Raw genomic sequence first — 19142 nt, 5'->3', positions numbered from 1 at the left:
ACACAACGGCGCGATTATTTGAGGCGGCGTTCGTTGTATTCAACCACCATGCTGATCGCACGTGCTGCGCCGGGGAAAGTGTAGTAGAGCGCCACCTTCGAATTGATAAAACTCTGCAAGACCGGGAAGAGCTTACTATGCCGCTCGGGGATGACCGCGCTGTCGCAGACGAATGCCACCGGTTTGCGCGATTCGAGATATGCTTTAACAAGCGCCTCGCCCCACGTCATTACAATCTCCCAGGCCGGCGGTGGAAGCTGGCTGGGACGGAAGAAGCCCATGCAAAAATCGATGCCGTCCCATGCCGTGAGCACCTGTATGGCCCTGATCAGGTTGCTTGATTCCAGCATGTCCTGTGAGTAGTCTACCGGATTACGCAGCATATTCCCCGCCAGTTGCGAGAAGCTCATGAGCTCTTGCTGCACGTGATCCGGCAGCGGCGGCAGGCGCAAACCCTGGCGCTCGAAATCGTCTGTAAGTAACACGCTGGCGCCTCCGCCCAGGCCGATCAGCAGCGCATTTCTGCCGCCGGGGTCAGGCATGTAAGTGAGCGTGACCAGCACGTCCACCATTTCCTCGGCGGTGGAAGTTCGTATGACGTTGAACTGGCGGCAGAGCGCATCCCAGATATTGTCATCACCCGCCAGAGAAGCAGTATGGCTGGATGTTGCTCTGGCGCCGGCTTCGCCCAGACCTGATTTAAGCAGTATAACGGGCTTGCGCCCCGAGGCCCGGCCGAGAAGGCGAGCAAGACGCCGTCCGTCCTTTACCCCTTCCAGGTAGACGGCGATTATCGTGGTCTTGGGATCGTCGATCATATATTCTAGGAAGTCGCATTCATTGAGGTCGCAGGCGTTCCCGAAGCTGATTACTTTGCTGAACCTGATCCCCCGCCAGCCGGCCTCCCTGGCAACGTAGATTGAGTTGCCTCCGCTCTGGCTGATCAATCCTACGTTTCCGGCCTCTTTTTCAAAGCCTGTATCGTACGATAAGCGTGATTCCGGGCAATAGATGCCCATGCAGTTGGGGCCGATGATACGCACACCGGTCTCGCGCGAAAGCTGCGCCAGCTTTTGCTGCAGACCCTCGGACCCCACCTCTCCCGTCTCGTCGAATCCGGCGGTGCAGAAGTGTATGGCCTTCACGCCTTTGCGGGCACAGCTCTGTACAATCGCGGGGGCGACCTTCGCATTGACCGTGCTGATAACATAGTCGACCTCTCCCGGCACCTCTTCCAGCGAAGTATAGACCTTGTAACCATCGAGCTCGCCGCCGTGCGGGTTGACGGGATACAGCGGCCCCTCGAATTGAAACTCGCGCAGTGAATCCCAGAAGGTCCTTGTCCAGTGAAAAGGATTGCTGGTGCTGATACCCACGAAAGCTACGCTTTTTGGGTGGAAGATTGATTCGAGCTGTTCATGTAGGCCGGTCATGAGGTCGATAGTCCATATTTAATGGGAACAGCAAAGTATAACACTTACCAATCTGGATATAAAACAGATGCGCAGACCGGTTTGAATGGGTTGACAGTCCCCGGGCCTTCCTCTAAATTGTCGGTATGGCAAAGACCATTGTTCTTGCGTCATCTTCGCCGCGACGCAGGGAACTGCTTGAAAATATCGGGCTTACATTCACTGTGGATACGTCTGAGATTCATGAGGCTCAACCTGCCGGATCAAAACCCGCGGAGCTGGCCAAAACGCTTTCTCTGCACAAAGCACGGGCGGCGGCGTTGCGCCACGCGGACTCCATTATAATAGCAGCCGACACGATCGGTGTGCTTGAGGGCAGGATACTGGGCAAGCCGCTCGATGCCCCTCATGCGCGTAAAATGCTGGCAGAGATGAGCGGCACGTGTCACAGCGTGATCACGGGTTTCACCGTAGTCGATTCCGCCACCGGCAGGGCTGTATCGCGGACGGTGGAAACGAAGGTGTATTTCAGGAAGCTGAATAAATCGGAGATCGACAGATATGTGCGGACCGGCGAACCGCTGGACAAGGCGGGCGCCTATGCTATACAGGGGCTGGGGGCATTACTGGTGGAGAAGATCGAGGGTGATTACAGTAACGTGATAGGCCTGCCGCTGTGCGAGCTGGCTGTAGTGCTGAAGAGGTTCGGCGTCACACTGCCGGTCTGACGTCAGCGCGCACGTGCGGCGCATCCCCCCGCCAGATACCCTGTTGAGAAGGCTGCCTGCAGATTAAATCCGCCTGTGTCGGCATCCAAATCGAGCACCTCGCCGCAGAAATAGAGGCCGCGTACAATTTTTGATTGCATGGTGCGGGGATCGACTTCGTCCAGGGAAACGCCTCCCGCAGTCACCATGGCTTCCGCCAGCGGACGGACGCCTTCCACATTGAAAGCAAGCCCTTTCAATGCGCGTGTAATAGCCTGCCTCTGTATTGACGTCACCTGGCTGGCGCCGGTATCCGCCGATACGCAGGCTTTCATCAGGACGTCCAGCGTAATACGCTCCGGGAGTAGTTCATTCAATATACTTTTGAGCTGTCTGCTGCCATGTGCACGGATAATAGTCTTCAGATCCTCGGATAGCTGTGATAAGGTCTTGCCCGGTTGCAGGTCAATAGTCAGGCTTACCGGCCCCGACTCCAGCGCATCGGCCACGGCCAGGCTCATGAGCAGGGCTGCCGGTCCGCTGAGGCCGTCCTGCGTAAAAACAATGCCGCCCCTGCGGCTCTCCAGCATCGGGGGTCGGGATTTGCCTGTGCCGAGGCCACGTCCCCTGTCAGCCCGTGGTGTGGCCGCAACATCGACGTCTTCCGCCAGGCAGGTGAAGCAAGTAAGCCGCACATCGCTCAGGCTGATGCCCTGCAGGCCCGCCGCGGCCTGCCGTTCCTTCACCACCAGCGGGACGAGGGCCGGCCGCAGACGCACCATACTGTGGCCCAGCTGCGCAGCCATGCGATAGCCGTCGCCCGTTGAGCCGGTCTGTGGATATGAAGCTCCTCCCGTGGCCAGCACAACCGCATCGGCTAAATAATCCGCCGCAGCGGTTTTCACCAGCACGGCTGAATTATCAGCAATCTCGATCGCGGTCACTTTAACACCGGTAAGTATCTCAACACCGCGGCCGGACATATATTTTTGCAGCGCTTTAACCACATCGGTTGATTTTCCTGAGACAGGGAAGATGCGTCCATCCGGCTCAGCCTGCGTTGCGATTCCGGAACCGGCCAGCAGCTTGAGAAGATCGTCCCGGAAAAAATGATGGAAAGCGTGATAGAGAAATCTGCCATTGGGGCCGAACATCGCTATGAATTCGCCGATATCCCGGGTATTGCTGAGGTTGCAGCGTCCGTTGCCGCTGAGAAGGACCTTTTTGCCCGGGCGTTCCATCTTCTCCAGCAGAGTTACTTCAGCGCCCAGTTCAGCCGCTCGGCCGGCGGCAAGCATGCCTCCGGCGCCACCCCCGATAACCAGAACCTTCTTGATGCTCATGCTATGGAAAACTTCCAGGCGCAGAACCAGCCGCCGGGAAGGTCATCGGGAGGACAGGCGATGCATTCGGTCTTGATACGCGGATCTATAGCCTGCGCAAAGCTGCTGTATTCCACAACGCCGGCCGATTTACAGGGATAGTCATCAAGCCCCTTGCGCCTGCGTGCGTCCTGCACCCTGCATTTGACCATTTTAAAGACCAGGCTATTGCCCTGTCTTTCTGTGGTCTGAGTGTTGATTCTCGAGTAAAGTCGTAAGCCCAAAGCTGCTTCCAGGGCGTCCAGGCCGCCTTTGTCCGGAAGTTCGAGCATGGCTTTGATGCGTACGGCTTCGAAGGGTGAGAATTTTATCCAGCAGGTATCGTTGCAGCGCTTGGCTGTGTACATCTCCTGCCGGGACTCAACGGCCTGGAACCACAGGCCGTCACCGGCCAGCCAGTTGGCAGAGATAGCATCGATCAGAGAGATTATTTTTTCTCTCGGCAGCCCGGACAGCGACCGCGGCAGGCCGTCGTCTAAAGCAAATCCCAGTACGCCCGACAGGCGTTTAATAATCAGTGGACAAAGTTTGGCGAAGACCTCGTCTTCTATCTGCAGGGCCTTTTCCAGGCCCAGCTGGTGATCGACCTCGTTGAACCATATCCCGTAATGCAACAGGCTGCGTCTTAACAGATCGACAGCGAGCCTGCTCAGGGCGGGATTATCCATTCGCTCAATTCCTTTCATCTCTCCCATGGGACGCTCCTCATACGGACGTTGTATTTCTGACTTTCCCCGGAATCCGTATTATAATAACATCATTTGTACAGGGCTGGAATAAATACGGGATGATGAAACAACAGGGCGTCCTGACCAGACAGGACATACTGCTAATGCAGGGTAAAAAGCCTCCCCTCATTGCTGAAGCCGTCGACCTGGATGAGCAGATTCAGCCCAACGGCGTAGACCTGACCGTGAGGGACGTCGCCTATTTCTCATCGCGCGGAAAAATTGCTGCCGGCAACCGGGGACGGGAGCTGTCCACTCTTACACGATTGGAATTCGGCGTCGACGGAGGGCTGGAACTGCTGCCCGGCCCCTATCTGATCACTTTCAATGAGGTGATAACGCTGCCGGATAATGTCATGGCCCTGGGAAGGCCGCGCTCCAGCCTCAATCGCTGCGGTGTCAGCATTCACAGCGCTGTCTGGGACGCAGGCTACAGCGGACGTTCGCAGTCATTATTAGTGGTCTATAATCCCGATGGCTTCAAATTGCACAAGAATGCGCGCGTTATGCAACTCGTTTTCTTTTATACCTCGGCCGGAGTGGACAGGGGGTACAGTGGAAAGTACCAGAATGAAAATCTATGATATTTAATCAAGGAGAGCCTGCTGAAGTGAAAATAAATAGGTTACATATCTATATATTGATGGCGATAACAATTGCACTGCCCCTTCTCACAGGCTGCGTCGGCCAGCCTGCCGTCGAGCGGGCAGTGCTTTGTAGCGCAGTATCCAAAACCGGTGAGCCGCTGATGGTATCCGACAATTTTACGCCGGATGTGAAGACCATCTATTGCTCGATAAAGCTGAATACGCAGTCGGCGGAGTCTGCAATCAGGGCGGACTGGTACCTTGTCAAGAGCGACGAGGCTGATTTCAAGGATATGCTCATCGGCAGCCAGAAGGCTGCAGCGGATGCTCCTTATATAGTAGTTGCCTTTGCACGCTCGGACGCTTTATTGCCCCGCGGCGATTACAGCGTCAGCCTTTTCTATGATGATAAGCTGATGCAGTCGGTGCCGTTCGTTATCCAGGGTGAACCGGCTGCACCGTCTGTGAAGCTTGAAAGCGGCGCCATGTCGACCGTTATAGACGTGCTCAATGGAAAGCCTTTAAACAATGTCAGCGTTTTCCCTGAAGACAGCCCGGTCATATATGGCATCGTCAAAGTCAGCGGAGCTGATTTCAATGACCAGGTTAGCGCCCGCTGGATTTATGAGGGTGGCGAGCTGGGTGGCGACCGCGAGCAGAAGATAGCTGAATCATCCCTAAAAGTCGAGGGACGTGAATTTTTAATCTTTTCCATATCGCCCAGGCAGGGCACATCCTTTCCTATGGGGAGCTACAGCCTGAGGTTCTACGTGGGCGATATCGAACAATTAAAGCTGCCGTTCAGCGTGGTTGAAGCCGGCCTGCTGCCTGCGCTATACATCGGTGAAGCGAACGTATATGCATTTACAGACAAGGAGCAGAAAGAGGTCAATGTATCATCCCGTTTTTCGGCGGATACTCCCGAGATCCTCTTCAGGGCCAGGATCTATAATGCCCCCCCGGGTACCCGGGTGACTGTTCAGTGGATTATTATCAGCAGCGATGAAGCCGGTGTCGATGACTACCAGATTGCTGAAGACGAGAATACCTTTGTCGGCACAGTGGAGGTTGTAGCAAGGCTGACCACAAGCAAGGGGGAGCTGATTAAAGGTGATTACTCGGCGAGGCTTGTGTTCAACGGCGAAGAACGATTATTAATCCCCTTCAAAGTTCAGTAGGGCGAGCAGTTGATTTGACGAGTTGTGCTTCTCAAACGCAGTTTGCTCGTCCGGTCGGCCTGTGGTGTTCTCTTGTCATTGCTGAGACTCTTTTAGCGCCCGCTGCTCCAGTTTCCTGGTATATAGTTCCCACTCAGCTTTCTCCAGGCCGCCGGCCTTCCACAGTATAAATGTACAAACTTTAGCGCCTGCAGGTATGGTGCATGTGAACTTGACCTGCCAATCACCGCTGATCCAGCCGGTCTCAAAGAACGCATCCAGCATGCCCTGTACCAGATAACGCTGGACACGGCAGTCGAAGGCGGAATAATGGTCCTGGTGCGGGCACCAGATGATGTCGAAGCTGATCCTGTCGTCGGCGTCGATACGCGGCTCTTCCAGCGATGCATATACTATGCGATTGACGACCGTAGCAAAGAAGCTGACCAGCTCTGCTTCACTCAAGCCCTGCGGTTTACTCAGCCCGGTGAAAAGCTGCTCCCCCACTTCGTGGCCGACTCTGCGCAGAGCCCCGTTTACCAGTTGTTGCCCCTGCTCTCCGAACTCTTTTTCGCAGTCTTTCAGTATGCGGACAACGGACATGGCCTGCATTGTCCCCCATTGCCAGAGCACTGCCGGATCGTAGTCCGTCTTCTCCAGCACCTCGTCCCTCAGGCGGCTCAAACCCGGCTGATAAGGCTGGTTAAATCTGAATTTTGCCCAGTTGTTCTCACTGCGATGTTCCCAGTGCGCCATTTTTCATCTCCTTATTCGGGCGGAGTTAGATATATTACTACGGACAGCGGGTTTTTGACAGCCTGTGGATGTACGAAGTACACTCAAATATTATGTCAGGGCGAAAGAAAACAGGACCTTCCTGGTTCGATAATCTCAAAATAAGCGTTAAGCAGGCGCTGGGCATGAAGGTGATCCTGTGCGATTCCTGTAAGTACGACTGGCGAGGGGCATGCCATCAGCCGGCCCGGCCCAACGCGGTCTGGTGCCCGGATTACGCCCGGCGTGGTTCATAAAAGAAGTCAGCCGGGTTACTAATTCTGTGATTGTGCAGGTGGTTGGGCCACTCTAAGGGGTATCCTGCTCATCTCGTGCCCTTCGACCAGGACATGTATTGAGTATACGCCGTACTTGGGAAACTCCACTCCATCGAAGCGCATGGCTATACGGCCGGTGCTCTCAGTTCCCGCCGGAGGACGCGGTATGTTGAGCGTACCTTTGATAGGAGGAATGATCTGCTTTCCATCGTCGTCGATGAGGTGTACCTCGAAGTTTTTTTCACCCGCTTCAACGACGTTGGCGCGCAACTGGATGACCAGGAAGAAATTTGGGTGCCTGACAGGTACGCGGCCTGCCATAATGGTATCGAATCCTATGCCGAGCGCGTTGACCTTGTTGGTAGCCTCAGCATAGTCGCAGATAAAAGCGAAATCCACCTGCATGGCCCCATAATTCTATCACGTTTAGAGGGCGGTCTTTCACCGTACCAGTCCGAAGGGCAGGCATGCCGCAAACTTTGACTGTGCAGATAGCGGATGATATTATAGCTTTAGCCCGGCGCGAACGGGCATCATATGGATAGTGAACGTACCATATACTTCATATTAATACTGGTCTGCCTCCTTCTATCTGCTTTCTTCTCCAGCGCCGAGGTGGCCATTGTTTCGCTGAGCCGTATAAGGGTCAAGCATCTGCTCAGCCACGATGTGAAGTTTGCAGATATACTGGAGAGCTTCCAGAAACAGCCCGGCATGTTCCTCTCCGCCATATTGCTGGGGAATAACGTTGTCAATATCGCTGCAGCGTCTCTGGGCACGATTATTGCAGTGGGCTTTTTCGGCCCTAATATGGGCGCGCTGGTTGCCACAATATGTATAACAATATTGGTACTGGTGCTGGGCGAGGTAATCCCCAAGACTGTCGCGGCCCATAACGCGGAGAAGATGGCGCTGGCCTACAGCATTCCCGTGCAGCTTCTTATCTGGATACTTTACCCGTTTGTGTGGGTGTTGAATAAGATCGGCGCCGGCTTCACCCGCATGGTGACCGATAACGGCGAGGCAAGGATGACCGTGGATGAGGCTGAGATACGCACTGCCATAGATGTCGGCGAAGCCGAGGGGGTCTGGAAGGAGACGGAAGCCGATATGATACATAAGGCTTTTGAATTCCCCGACCGGCCGGTCAGCGACGTGATGCAGCCGCGAACGGAGATTTCGTTTATCGAGGAGGGCACTTTACTGGAGGAATTTCTCCAGACTTACAGCGAGCATCCCCATTCGAGGTTCCCGGTTTACAAGGAGAGTATGGATAATGTGATGGGAATGCTGACGGTTAAGGATGTGCTGATGGCTATAGCCCGGAGCGAAATAAAGGACAGTGATCCGATCGATGGTCTGGTACGTCAGGCCTATTTCGTGCCCGAGACCAAGCGGCTGGGCGAGGTGCTGGCTGAGATGAGAGACCATAACTTTCATATGGCAATCGTCATAGATGAGTTCGGCGGCGTGGCCGGCATTGCTAATCTCGAGCACCTGGCTTCTGAGATCATGGGAAGCATCGGAGACGAAATGGTGGCCGGCGAGAAAGAGATCATCCCCATAGATGCAAATACCTACGATATCGATGGGGGTCTCAGGGTGGAGGAAGCCAACGACGAGCTTGACCTGGACCTTCCCGAGGGTGATTACGACACTGTTGCCGGTTTTATCCTCAGCCATCTCGGGCGCATTCCGAGAAAAGGCGAACATTTCAAGTATCGTGACCTCAGGATCACTATTACGGAGATCGTCAACCGCAAAATCGAGCGCATCACCATAACCAGGGAAAAGAATGCACCGTCTGCGACTTAAGTTCAGCCGCGGCCTACAGCTTAAATTCCTTTCGCATCTCGACTTGATGAGGCTCTGGGAGCGCGTATTTCGCAGGGCGGGTGTGGAACTTGCCTACTCCGAGGGCTTCAGCCCCCATCCCAGGATCTCCCTGGCCGCTCCCCTGGCTGTGGGCGTGACCAGCAAATCCGAATTGATGGACGTTTTTCTAAGCCGACGCATCACTCCCGGCAATTTCCTTCAAAAAGTTGCCCCGCAACTGCCTGATGGCATTTCGATTATCGATGCCCAGCCGGTCAGCCTTGAAGCTCCATCGCTGCAATCACGTCTGCGCTACGCCGAATACGTGGTCGAAGTGGAATCACAGCAGGGGGCAGAGAACATCGAACGCTCGCTTAAATCGTTGCTGGCTCTGGAAACTCTGCCCTGGCATCATTCCCGCGACACGGGTGAACGTTTTTATGATCTACGGCCATTGCTCGACGACCTTTGGATGGCAGGGGAAAAAGATGAGGTATACATGATCGGTATGCGGCTGCGCTGCGATTCTTCCGGATCGGGCAGGCCGGAGCAGATCATCAAGGCCCTTGGATTCAGCGGATTCCCCTCATCGATTCAGAGGACGAAGCTCGTCTTTACGTAAAAAGCGGCGGGCGCACTTGAAGGACCTCTCTTGACGTGTTTACCATGCAGGCGCATTTTTTCAAAACGCCGGTAATTTTAAATTTCCAACTTGAAGCAATATAATAAGCCGTTATCCTGAATGGAGGAAAGACGAGATCAAGCTATACCTTATAAGGCACGGCGAGACTACCTGGAACCAGCAGCGCATCATCCAGGGCAGCGGCAGCGACACGGACTTGAGCGAGAAAGGTAAGGCGCAGGCTGAGAGGCTGGGTGAGGCCATGCGCGATTATTCGCTGACGGCCGTGTATTCGAGCCCGCTCAAACGCGCACTTGACACCGCCCACGCCGTGGCCGGTCCGCACAAACTGGAGGTCGTATCCGAGCCTGATCTGAGGGAGATACACGTGGGGGAGATGGAGGGTATGTCGCTTGATACTTTCGGTCAGAATTTCAGCCAGTTTCTGGTAGACTGGCAGACCAAAGGAGACGCCGTCGATTTCAAGGGCGGCGAGAATCTCGGCCAATTCAGGGATAGGGTGTGGGCGACCATCAAACGAATTGTGGAGGCCAATCCCGGCGGCAGTGCCGCAGTGGTCTCACACTACTTTGTAACTGCTACAGTAGTATGCACCGCGCTCGGGATGCCTCTCACTCACCTCGTACGAGTACGCATACAGCCCAGCAGCCTGACTATTCTGGATTTTAAACAAGATCATCCACCGCGACTTCTGCTGCTGAGTGATATCTGTCATTTAAAGGAGTTATAGCTTGCCTGCCGACAGCAACGCTCTCGAAAAACGCATAAGCGGTTTTATCAGGGAATACGGGCTGATATCGGGTGGCGAGAAGGTAGTGGTGGCGGTATCGGGTGGGCCGGACTCGGTATGTATGATGCATGTACTTAACAGTTTGAAGGAAGTACTGGATATTCAGGTGCACGTAGCCCACCTTGATCATGGACTGCGCAGCGAGTCCGGGGCAGATGCGGAATACGTTGCGAATCTGGCGTCTTCCCTGGGAATACCAACTACGATCGAAAAAAGAGACGTGGCTGAATGGCGAAGTAAGAGAAAAATCTCTCTCGAGGAAGCCGCCCGTGAGGTGAGGTATCGTTTTCTGGGCGATACAGCTAGGCAGACCGGGGCCAAGCGTGTGGTGGTCGGGCATACGCGAGACGATCAGGCCGAGACAACGCTCATGCATATTTTGCGGGGATCCGGCATACAGGGCCTGCGCGGTCTGAGGCCGGCGTCGCACATACCGTATGGCGCCGGAGAGGACGGTATCTGGGTGATCCGGCCTCTTCTCGAGATCACCAGACATGAGACCGAAGCCTATTGCACTGCGAATGGCCTGCAGCCGCGAAAAGACACCTCCAACGATCAGGTGCGATTTTTGCGCAATCGGATACGGCTCGAACTGATACCGCTGCTCAGACAGTACAACGCGGATATCGACGGTGCCCTGTTGAGACTGGCGGACCTGGCTGGCGAAGACACTGACTTTATCGATGAACAGGCTGCCGCTGTATGCAGGTCGCTGGTGACCGGCGAAGGACACCTGACATGTCTCGATTCAGGCAAGTTACGCGGGCTTCCGCTGGCGCTGCAGCGCAGGATATTTCGCATTATGATTGAACGTGCCTGCGGGAGCTTGAAAGATATCGAGTCCGTTCATGTTGACGCCCTGATCAGGCTGCTGTTTTCAAATACGGGCAGGAGCGTGTATCTGCCTGGAGGTGCGGTCGTTACCAACGAGCGGAATCGTATGGTCGTGACGGCTCCCGGTACGTCGGCCTGCCCCTGGCCGGTCCTGGACTGCGACTATGTGCTCAATATACCGGGCGAAACAAAGCTGCCCGGCTGGTTGGTGTCAGCCACCATAATGAGTGAGAATTTCTTTAAGGACGATGACATATTCAGCGCAAGCTTTGACCTGGCCAGGATCGGCAGGCGTCTCAGCGTAAGGGGGCGCAGAGCAGGGGACCGCTTTCACCCCCTGGGCATGGCGCACGGCCGCAAATTGCAGGACTTCATGGTCGACTCCTCCATACCGCGCTCATGGCGAAACAGCGTCCCCGTCGTATGTTCTCCCGAACAAATAGTCTGGATTGTCGGCTGGCGCATAGATGACCGCGCCAAGGTTACGACCTCTACTCAGGAAGTGCTCCGGCTGGATTTTCACAGGGCGGAATGAGGCTGGATGAAACATAAACAACGTATGGATTTTCAAAGGCACTCCACCCCGGAGGGAAAAGCCGGCGTCCATCCGGAGCTCGATCTGCATGCCTTAACTGTAGATGAGGCCCTTCCTATGATCCATGGATATCTCAACGATGCCTGCCTGGCAGGGTTGAAGGAAGTCAGGATCGTACACGGCAAGGGGACGGGCGCTCTGCGGCAGGTTGTGATGCGTGAACTGAAAAGCCACCCGCTGGTGAAGTCTTTCCGCACAGGTAGCCGATACGAAGGCAGCACCGGTGCAACCATTGTGGAATTGTAAATGCTGTTAAAGTAGACGATGCAGGGGCGGATCTTCAGATCCGCCCCTGCTCTTTTAACTGCCGAAAATCATTCAGTTGTTGTTGTTGTTACCGGAAGAGTACTGGTCACATTTGCTCCGGTCGTTGCGGACACCGGCGGGAAATAGCCTGCTCGTGTAATTGCAGCCCTGTAGCCGTCCTTGAAGGCGGCCAGCATATACTGGCCGGACGACGGGAAGCTGTACGAGACCTGGCCTGCGCTGTCCGTGTTGCCGACCAGCACACCGTTTTCTTTGACTCTGGCGGCATCGTTTCCTGCCCGGATCAGCTGCGCCTTAAAGTTATTGGTTGTGGGGGGCAGCTGTTTTATAGCCCTGTTGTTTTCTACTTTAAGTGAATAAACTGCGGCTCCCTCCACCGGCTGGCTGCTGCCTTTTTCTGTAACCAGTACGCCGGAAGACTGACCGGTTGTTAAGTTGATGGTTGCCTTTATCTCCAGCGACTTCGATGCCGTGTCAGATTGGACATTGATCCTGCGGGCACCCGGAAGGTAGCCGTTCTTTCTGGCCAGCAACATGTATGTGCCGGCATCCGTGAACGTGTAAACGACCTCCCCGGCGCTGTTGCTGCTGCCCAGTACTATCTCCCTTTTACCCAGCCTGCCGGCCAACGCGTCCTCCTGCTCGGTATCGATCATAATAGGAGCCTGCTGGCTTATGACCATCCGGGTGGTGGTGCCGTTTTCTGCCGGTATCGGCGCCGGCCTAACGACTGGCTTGATAATACCGCTTGTTTTAATAGCACTGATTGTGGCATTGTCCACTGCCGGGCCGGAGCTGCCGCCGGTCACTTTAACCGTGATCTGTTGACCTGCCGGGGTAGAGGTTGGAGCCTGCAGGATCAACCTGAGCTTCAGGTTTTCATTTTTCTGTTTGGCCTGCAACCTGGCAAAGCCGGGTGTATAGCCGTCTTTAGTGGCTATTAATATATACCGGCCGGCCTCGGATACCGTAGCTATTAGTCTGCCGTCGCTGCCGGAAGTACCGAGTAGTGTCCCGTTGGACTCCATCAGAGCTTCAACCTCGCCGACAAGGGTAGTATAATTGTCTGTGCCAGCCGGGCCGACCCTATTCTCCGTTTTTATGGCGTAGACCGGGGCTCCTGCAATTGTCTCGTGGCTGGGCCTGCTCAAAACGGTGATAGTTACCGGCTGGCCTACCACCACAGGATTATCAACCTTGATCGTCAGCGCATGTTTTTTTACGGAAGGGGGCACTTTATTTTTGCCTGAATCCGCCCGGACTGGAACAGCCGCGGGCAGGGCCATTGTTATCCCGATCAATAGTGTTAAAAGACCTGAAATAATGTATTTCAAATTACAGCCTCCTTTATAGATGATGTTGCCATGTCGGTCATGATCACTTCGTTTAAGTGCACATGTGTACCTCCTTCGACGTGCGTCACGCCTTATATAACGCAGGGTGCAACGAATTGTTTATGCGCAGGCGGGATGCTTGACAGGTCAACTTGCTCCTGCCATAGTATATGGATACAGGTTGCCTTTGCAGGTAGCAGAGAGTAATTTTGATGGATCCCGAGTCAGAAGGTTGTGAGCTTCACCGGCAATTCGATGTGCTGGTATGTACGGGCGAGCTGGTATTCAGCGGTAAAATGCGCTGCGATTTCAGCCAGCGTTTAATAGATGCCTTGAATGAAGGCATCAGAACGGAAACACGATCGCGCTTAATGGATTTTCTAACTCTGTCGGATGTCACGGTAGGTGATTTAAAGGGCGGTAAAACGACGGTATCCCACCTGCACATATCCAAAAACAACATAATATTCGTGGCTCAGGCCATGAGCGCAACTCCCGACAAACCGCTCACAACATATCCGTTCAGCCAGAAGCTGCCGGTGACGGTCATGGCCTATGCAGCCGGGGCCGCGACCATACAGTTCAAGATCAACGGCTGTATCTACATAGAATCCTGGGGCCATATAACCGATACACTGGAAACCGAGGAGCGTTTTATACCTCTGACACAGGCGAAGATAGAGCCGGCCATGCCCGGCAAACGGTCTCGCTTCGATTTTATCGCGCTCAATAAGGAGCGCATCGTAAGCATCGGCGAGATACCTGGCAAATGAATCGCATTCCCGCTTCATACACTTGATATCCTGAAAAACCTGTATTTCGGTAGTCAACGGACTTGAGACAGCTAAATGTTGTAAAATAGCCACAGGGCGCTGGATATGACCGATGACGAGGTTCAGTTAAAAAAGATACTGAGGGAGCTTTTCCGCAGCCAGCTGTTTGCTGCGATGGCCACGCAGCAACTGACACGCCCATACAGCAACCTGGTCGCCTTTGCCTCTACAGATGACCTCAAGAACATAATATTCGCTACCAGGCGCGCCACCAACAAATATTCCAACCTTCTATCCAACAACAACGTCTCGATGTTGATCGACAACCGCACCAACCGGGATTCGGATTTTCGCAACGCCATAGCGGTCACCGTCATCGGATCTGCGGAAGAGGTGAAAGGGAATGAGTTGGAGAGCCTGCGCTGCCTCTACCTTATTAAACATCATAACCTTGAGAAATTCGTCCATTCCCCTGATTCAGCGCTTTTTAAAATAAAGGCCAAAAGATACTATATTGTGCGTAATTTCCAGGAAGTAATGGAACTCAAGGTGGAGGGCTGAGATACATTGTCCACAACGGCCGGTGAATCGTCGTTTTATGCGGCGCCTGCGGGCAGGTCGAAGTGGAGATAATCGAGGGAAGGAATCCCCTGATCGAGGCCCTAAAAGCCGGCCGGCCGGTCAGTAAGATAATGCTGGATAGCAATATCAGAAGGCACGGGGCCGTGGAACTGATCTTAAACCTGTCAAGGGCCAGAGGAGTCCCCGTTGAATTCGTTGACAGACGGATATTGGAAAAGCAAAGCTCCACAGGCTCAAGCCAGGGTGTAATAGCCTTCGCCGAAGTAAAAGAATTAATCGACCTGGGCGAACTGATCGACATCTCGCTGGTAAAACCCGACAAGCCTTTGTACCTGTTACTGGATGGTATTGAGGATCCCCATAATCTGGGAGCCATATTGAGGACCGCCGAGGCCACAGGCGTTCACGGGGTCATTGTCCGTGAGCGGAGGGCTGCCGGCATTACTCCGGCGGTGGTCAAAGCGTCGGCAGGAGCTGTAGAGTATGTGAATATAGCCAGGGTAGCCAACATCGCCCAGGCTGTGGTTACACTCAAGAAAAACGGCATATGGGTTACGGGCATAGACATGGACGGGCAGACCGATTACCGCGCCATGGATTTCACGCTGCCGACGGCCATAGTGATCGGAGGTGAGGGGCGGGGCCTGTCGGATCTGGTACGCCGGAGGTGTGATTGGGTGGTCTCCATACCGATGAAGGGCAAGATAATGTCACTTAATGCTTCTGTGGCGGCTGCTGTGGTTATGTATGAAGCGCTCAGGCAAAGAGACGGTCCGCCGACACGGCAGAAACCCGGAATTAATATATGAGAACTGAATCATTGACTGCGAGCGGATAAGTCGCTACAGCTAAAGGCTAGAACGAGAAACCGTTCTCGCGGAACAGGCGAAGGCAGATGGCGGCAACGTCTCCGTCATATAGAACTCCGGCTTTTTCTGAGATCTCCTGCAGTGCCGCCTCTATGCCCAGGCCGGGTCGGTAAGGCCGGGGAAAAGTCATGGCTTCGACTACATCGGCCACCATCAGGATTCTGGCATCGATGCAAATCTCGTCCCCTTTCAGTCCGCGAGGATAGCCCGAGCCGTCCAGCCTCTCGTGATGCTGCAACGATACTTCGGCAATCGGCCAGGGGAACTCCACCGGCTTGAGCATTTCGTAGCTGCCCTGAGCATGTGTCTGGATAATCTGGCGCTCTATAGCTGTCAGCGTGCCCGGTTTGCTGAGAATCTCCATCGGCACGTAGACCTTGCCTATATCATGGATCTTTGCGGCTATCTCAATGCCTTCCAATTGATCCTGGGACATCCCCATTTCTCCGGCTATAGCGACGGCCAGCTTTGCAACGCGCTCCTGGTGGCCTGCGGTATACGGATCTCTCATCTCGATAATGCGTGCCATGGCCGCAACTATATCGCGCACCGTCTGATGAAGCTGTTCAAGGCTGCTCTCAACCTGCTCTTCTGTGCGCCTCAGGTAGCCGATCTCCTCATCCTGCGCCTCTTTTTCTGCGACCTCAGCCTTCTTATGCGTGGCGAGATCGATGATGGTTGCCGTTAATTGTCCCGTACCCTGCACCGGGCTCATATATACGACTACGTCCCTGGTAGAGCCGTCCCTGCAGGCGAATTTGAACTCGAAGGTGCTGGGGGCGGATTCGGGATCGATCTGGCGCAGCAGGTGATAGCGTTTAAGCCTGGGCTGGTCATCGGCGGCCACAAATTCTATCCAGCTTTTCTTCCCCTCGACTTCCTCTTTTGAATAGCCGGATAGAGCCTCAAAGCCGGTGTTGACTGCCGCTAAAGTTGTATCCTGGTTAATTAACATGACGGCAGTGGCAGCGATGTCAAACGGCATTGCCGACTGCGGCGGTTCTTGGCGTGCCGAGGTTGCAGGGCCGGTCTCCAGCGTCACCTTCGCAGATGGTTGTTCCGCCTGATCGTCAGACACCCTGAAGCTGAAGATCAGGCAGGCCGGCGTTCCCAGCTCGTTATCTATCCAGGCGATCCGCATGCGGCAGGGCAGTTGAGAGCCATCCTTTCGCTGCAGAGTAATATCCATCTCCTTATGCTGCTTATTGCTGACGCAGTCCATGATGCCGGCCCGGATATCTCGAGGCTGTGAGTCAGGTATAAGACTCTCAAGGCCGTTTCCCAGCAAGTCCCCCTTTTCGCATCCAAGCAGAAGTAGCAGCTTTCCTGATGTGTGTGTAATATGGCAGTCAAGGTCCGTTATGGCGACAGGTTCCAGCGAAAGGTCGACCACCTGGCGATAAAGACGCTCCTCTTCTTTTAAACCGTCCTCAATCCTTTTCTGCTCGGTTATATCCTGGAAATGGATGATGAAATACGACGGGCCGGCCTCATTATCTCCGATAAGCGATATGCTCATGGCCACCCATATAATTCGTCCGTCTCTGGCCTGCAGCCGCCTCTGTATCGGTAATTCCGGTTTATCCAGCGACAGGAAAAGAGACATGATATCGCCGCCTGCTTCCCGCTCCTGAGTCGGCAGCATATCATCATAACGGCTCTCAAGTATCTCCCTTTCCTCGTAGCCAACCATATCGCAGAAGGACTTGTTGACCTTGAGGAAGATACCTTCCATGCTGATAATGGTGAGGCCGGTGGAGAGATCCTCGAAAGCAAGCTGGAAGCGCCTTTCAGCCTCATGCCAGGCTTTTTCTACCGAGTGGTGCTCCGTTATATCCAGCCAGTGGCCCAGCGTCAGCCAGTTTCCGCCATATTTGAAATAAGTAATCTTTTCGGCTATCCATCGCTTCTTACCTTCGCGGGTGGTGATTTTAAACTCGTGGCTGGTGCCTTCGTCTTCTTCAAAGAGAGAGGCTATGTTCTGCTTCGGTTTCTGCCGATAGCGCGGATTGATCAGGCGCTGGTAGTCCTTGCCGGACAGCTCGTCCTGGCTGTAGCCGGTGATATGGCGGAACTCGATATTAGTGTAAATAAACTTGCCGTCGCGCGTGATATAAATACCTGCAGGAGAGTTCCTGAAAAGGGCGGTACAAAGTTCTGCCGCCGCCTCCGGCAATATTCTCAGGACATCTGTCCTGTCGGAAATCACGTCCATAAAACTGCTCCGGGTTACCTGCATCCGCCCTCCTGTGATCCCTTGCCCGTAATCGATACAGGGAATAACCAGACTTTACCCGACTATTTTACATTGATTGTCTGAATCAGTAAAAAATTGCATCTGATAAGCATGGTTGGGAAATGCTATAATAATGGCATCCACAGACAGAAACTGGCAATAAGTTTGCCCGGGAGTTTATTATGAGAACAACTTTCCTGACTCTGATTATAGTTGCGGTATTGGCTCTATGCACGATCCCGGCCTGTGTTCCCCAGCAGGAATTGCCGGCAGACATTCCCATCGGCTGCGTTTTATCTCTTACCAGCGCACCGGCTGCCGGCCCCAATTTGGTTAAGGCCGCCCAGCTTGCAGTGGATGAGATCAATGGGCGTGGAGGCCTGGATGGCAAAAAGCTCCGTCTTGTCATAGAGGACCAGGGGCCGTCTGCGGCCACCGCGCTTTACGCAATTCACAAGCTGGTTGAAGAACAGAAAATTCAGGTCATGGTAGGCTGCGACAACAGCGAAGCCGTGATGTCGGCAGGACCATACCTGGAAAGCAAGGGAGTACTGCTCGTATCGCCATCAGCAACGTCCAGCGCCCTCTCCGATTACAGCTGGTCTAAGTGGACTTATAGAACCTGCCCCAGCGATTCTTTGCAGGGGGGTGTTGTTTCCAGTCTAATTAAAGATAAAGGCTATAAAAAGGTTGCCATGCTTGTCCAGGATACGATCTATGGCAAAGGGATTGAGGCGATGGCCAGGGATTATTTAAAGGGAGATGCGGAGATCGTCGCATCTCTGGCGTATGACCCTGCCAAGCTAAGCTATCTGTCGGAGCTTAATACTATTAAGGAAGCCGGGCCGGATTGTGTACTGCATGTCGGGCTGTACGCCGATGGAGCCGTTGTCTACGCGCAGGCGCTCAAGACCGGCTTGGATAATCTACCCTGGATAACGGTGGACGGTTCTTACGACATGCCGTTGGATAAGTATCTCGACGCTACCAGGTTTATGGAAAAGGCTGTGACGGGAACTGTGCCGGTGCCGGACAAGCAATCCGCCGTTTACAAAGCTTTCGCCTACAACTTCAACAATGCATATCAATTCGCTCCCACCATTTATTGCGATACCATCTATGACAGTATCAACCTGATCGCATTAGCTCTGCAAAAGGCTAATACCTATAAAGGTGGCGCGATCAGGGATGCGCTGTTGGCTGTCGGAAACAATTATCCCGGGGCCAGCGGTTCCATAACTTTCAACCCGTCCGGTGAACGAACTGCAGGAAGCTATGGCATCTGGAAGGTCGTGGTGAAGGGCACACAGTACGAGTATAGCATTTCAGATGACATAATCAACCTGGGCCAGCTTTAAGAAGACCGATAATGCGGGATT

General features: G+C 54.1%; 19 protein-coding genes. 12 read left to right on the top strand and 7 right to left on the bottom strand.

All coding sequences use genetic code 11. The features are described 5' to 3' along the window. Window positions 1-14 precede the first annotated feature (14 nt). Window positions 15-1433, bottom strand: a complete 1419-nt coding sequence (locus WC359_11205) for a CoA-binding protein (GenBank protein MFA5401001.1) — start codon at window positions 1431-1433, stop codon at window positions 15-17. 125 nt (window positions 1434-1558) lie between these two features. Between WC359_11205 and WC359_11200 the strand changes: the two genes are divergently transcribed. Beyond that, complete coding sequence (locus WC359_11200; protein ID MFA5401000.1) at window positions 1559-2140, top strand: Maf family protein; 582 nt, start codon at window positions 1559-1561, stop codon at window positions 2138-2140. Window positions 2141-2142: 2 nt separating this feature from the next. Here the strand turns inward: WC359_11200 and WC359_11195 are convergent, their stop codons facing one another. Both WC359_11195 and WC359_11190 read right to left on the bottom strand, forming a co-directional pair. After that, a complete protein-coding gene (locus WC359_11195) occupies window positions 2143-3462 on the bottom strand; it encodes an NAD(P)/FAD-dependent oxidoreductase (protein MFA5400999.1) in 1320 nt (439 codons plus the stop codon). After that, window positions 3459-4196 carry a DUF6125 family protein gene (locus WC359_11190; GenBank protein MFA5400998.1) on the bottom strand — a complete coding sequence of 246 codons (738 nt, stop codon included), beginning with the start codon at window positions 4194-4196 and terminating at the stop codon, window positions 3459-3461. The genes WC359_11195 and WC359_11190 overlap by 4 nt, the downstream gene beginning before the upstream one ends. Before the next feature lie 92 nt (window positions 4197-4288). Between WC359_11190 and WC359_11185 the strand changes: the two genes are divergently transcribed. Both WC359_11185 and WC359_11180 read left to right on the top strand, forming a co-directional pair. Next, entirely contained in the window at window positions 4289-4813 is a 525-nt protein-coding gene (locus WC359_11185) for a deoxyuridine 5'-triphosphate nucleotidohydrolase (protein ID MFA5400997.1), read from the top strand. Between the two features lie 26 nt (window positions 4814-4839). Further along, entirely contained in the window at window positions 4840-5994 is a 1155-nt protein-coding gene (locus tag WC359_11180; GenBank protein MFA5400996.1) for a hypothetical protein, read from the top strand. A 75-nt stretch (window positions 5995-6069) separates the two neighbouring features. Here the strand turns inward: WC359_11180 and WC359_11175 are convergent, their stop codons facing one another. Together WC359_11175 and WC359_11170 are read right to left on the bottom strand one after the other, a co-directional pair. Beyond that, window positions 6070-6729 carry a hypothetical protein gene (locus WC359_11175; protein MFA5400995.1) on the bottom strand — a complete coding sequence of 220 codons (660 nt, stop codon included), beginning with the start codon at window positions 6727-6729 and terminating at the stop codon, window positions 6070-6072. Window positions 6730-7022: 293 nt separating this feature from the next. Further along, the gene (locus WC359_11170) at window positions 7023-7424 is read right to left on the bottom strand and encodes a hypothetical protein (protein ID MFA5400994.1); all 402 of its coding nucleotides are present in this window, start codon (window positions 7422-7424) and stop codon (window positions 7023-7025) included. A 138-nt stretch (window positions 7425-7562) separates the two neighbouring features. On the opposite strand from WC359_11170, the gene WC359_11165 reads away from it, so the two are divergent. From WC359_11165 to WC359_11145, 5 genes are all read left to right on the top strand, one after another. Beyond that, window positions 7563-8840, top strand: a complete 1278-nt coding sequence (locus tag WC359_11165; GenBank protein MFA5400993.1) for a hemolysin family protein — start codon at window positions 7563-7565, stop codon at window positions 8838-8840. Beyond that, window positions 8821-9462, top strand: a complete 642-nt coding sequence (locus WC359_11160; protein MFA5400992.1) for a TIGR03936 family radical SAM-associated protein — start codon at window positions 8821-8823, stop codon at window positions 9460-9462. The genes WC359_11165 and WC359_11160 overlap by 20 nt, the downstream gene beginning before the upstream one ends. Window positions 9463-9562: 100 nt before the next feature. After that, the gene (locus WC359_11155) at window positions 9563-10213 is read left to right on the top strand and encodes a histidine phosphatase family protein (GenBank protein MFA5400991.1); all 651 of its coding nucleotides are present in this window, start codon (window positions 9563-9565) and stop codon (window positions 10211-10213) included. A 1-nt stretch (window position 10214) separates the two neighbouring features. Continuing rightward, window positions 10215-11642: a tRNA lysidine(34) synthetase TilS gene (gene tilS, locus WC359_11150; protein ID MFA5400990.1), complete on the top strand. Its 1428-nt coding sequence runs from the start codon at window positions 10215-10217 to the stop codon at window positions 11640-11642. Window positions 11643-11648: 6 nt separating this feature from the next. Next, the gene (locus tag WC359_11145) at window positions 11649-11948 is read left to right on the top strand and encodes a Smr/MutS family protein (protein MFA5400989.1); all 300 of its coding nucleotides are present in this window, start codon (window positions 11649-11651) and stop codon (window positions 11946-11948) included. A 68-nt stretch (window positions 11949-12016) separates the two neighbouring features. On the opposite strand, the gene WC359_11140 is transcribed toward WC359_11145, so the two are convergent. Further along, complete coding sequence (locus WC359_11140; protein MFA5400988.1) at window positions 12017-13303, bottom strand: hypothetical protein; 1287 nt, start codon at window positions 13301-13303, stop codon at window positions 12017-12019. Between the two features lie 212 nt (window positions 13304-13515). Between WC359_11140 and WC359_11135 the strand changes: the two genes are divergently transcribed. From WC359_11135 to rlmB, 3 genes are all read left to right on the top strand, one after another. Further along, complete coding sequence (locus tag WC359_11135; GenBank protein MFA5400987.1) at window positions 13516-14076, top strand: hypothetical protein; 561 nt, start codon at window positions 13516-13518, stop codon at window positions 14074-14076. Window positions 14077-14181: 105 nt separating this feature from the next. Continuing rightward, complete coding sequence (locus WC359_11130) at window positions 14182-14637, top strand: pyridoxamine 5'-phosphate oxidase family protein (GenBank protein MFA5400986.1); 456 nt, start codon at window positions 14182-14184, stop codon at window positions 14635-14637. Between the two features lie 62 nt (window positions 14638-14699). Continuing rightward, window positions 14700-15467: a 23S rRNA (guanosine(2251)-2'-O)-methyltransferase RlmB gene (gene rlmB / locus WC359_11125; protein ID MFA5400985.1), complete on the top strand. Its 768-nt coding sequence runs from the start codon at window positions 14700-14702 to the stop codon at window positions 15465-15467. A 46-nt stretch (window positions 15468-15513) separates the two neighbouring features. Here rlmB and WC359_11120 read toward each other — a convergent pair whose 3' ends face one another. After that, entirely contained in the window at window positions 15514-17766 is a 2253-nt protein-coding gene (locus tag WC359_11120) for a PAS domain S-box protein (protein ID MFA5400984.1), read from the bottom strand. Between the two features lie 179 nt (window positions 17767-17945). Between WC359_11120 and WC359_11115 the strand changes: the two genes are divergently transcribed. Next, window positions 17946-19121, top strand: coding sequence for an ABC transporter substrate-binding protein (locus WC359_11115; protein ID MFA5400983.1), 1176 nt, complete (start codon window positions 17946-17948; stop codon window positions 19119-19121). Window positions 19122-19142 lie beyond the last annotated feature (21 nt).

This window comes from Dehalococcoidia bacterium (genome assembly GCA_041653995.1).
In the GTDB taxonomy this organism is placed as follows: Bacteria; Chloroflexota; Dehalococcoidia; order GIF9; family UBA5629; genus CAIMUM01.
This window is presented reverse-complemented; position numbering and strand designations above follow the sequence as displayed.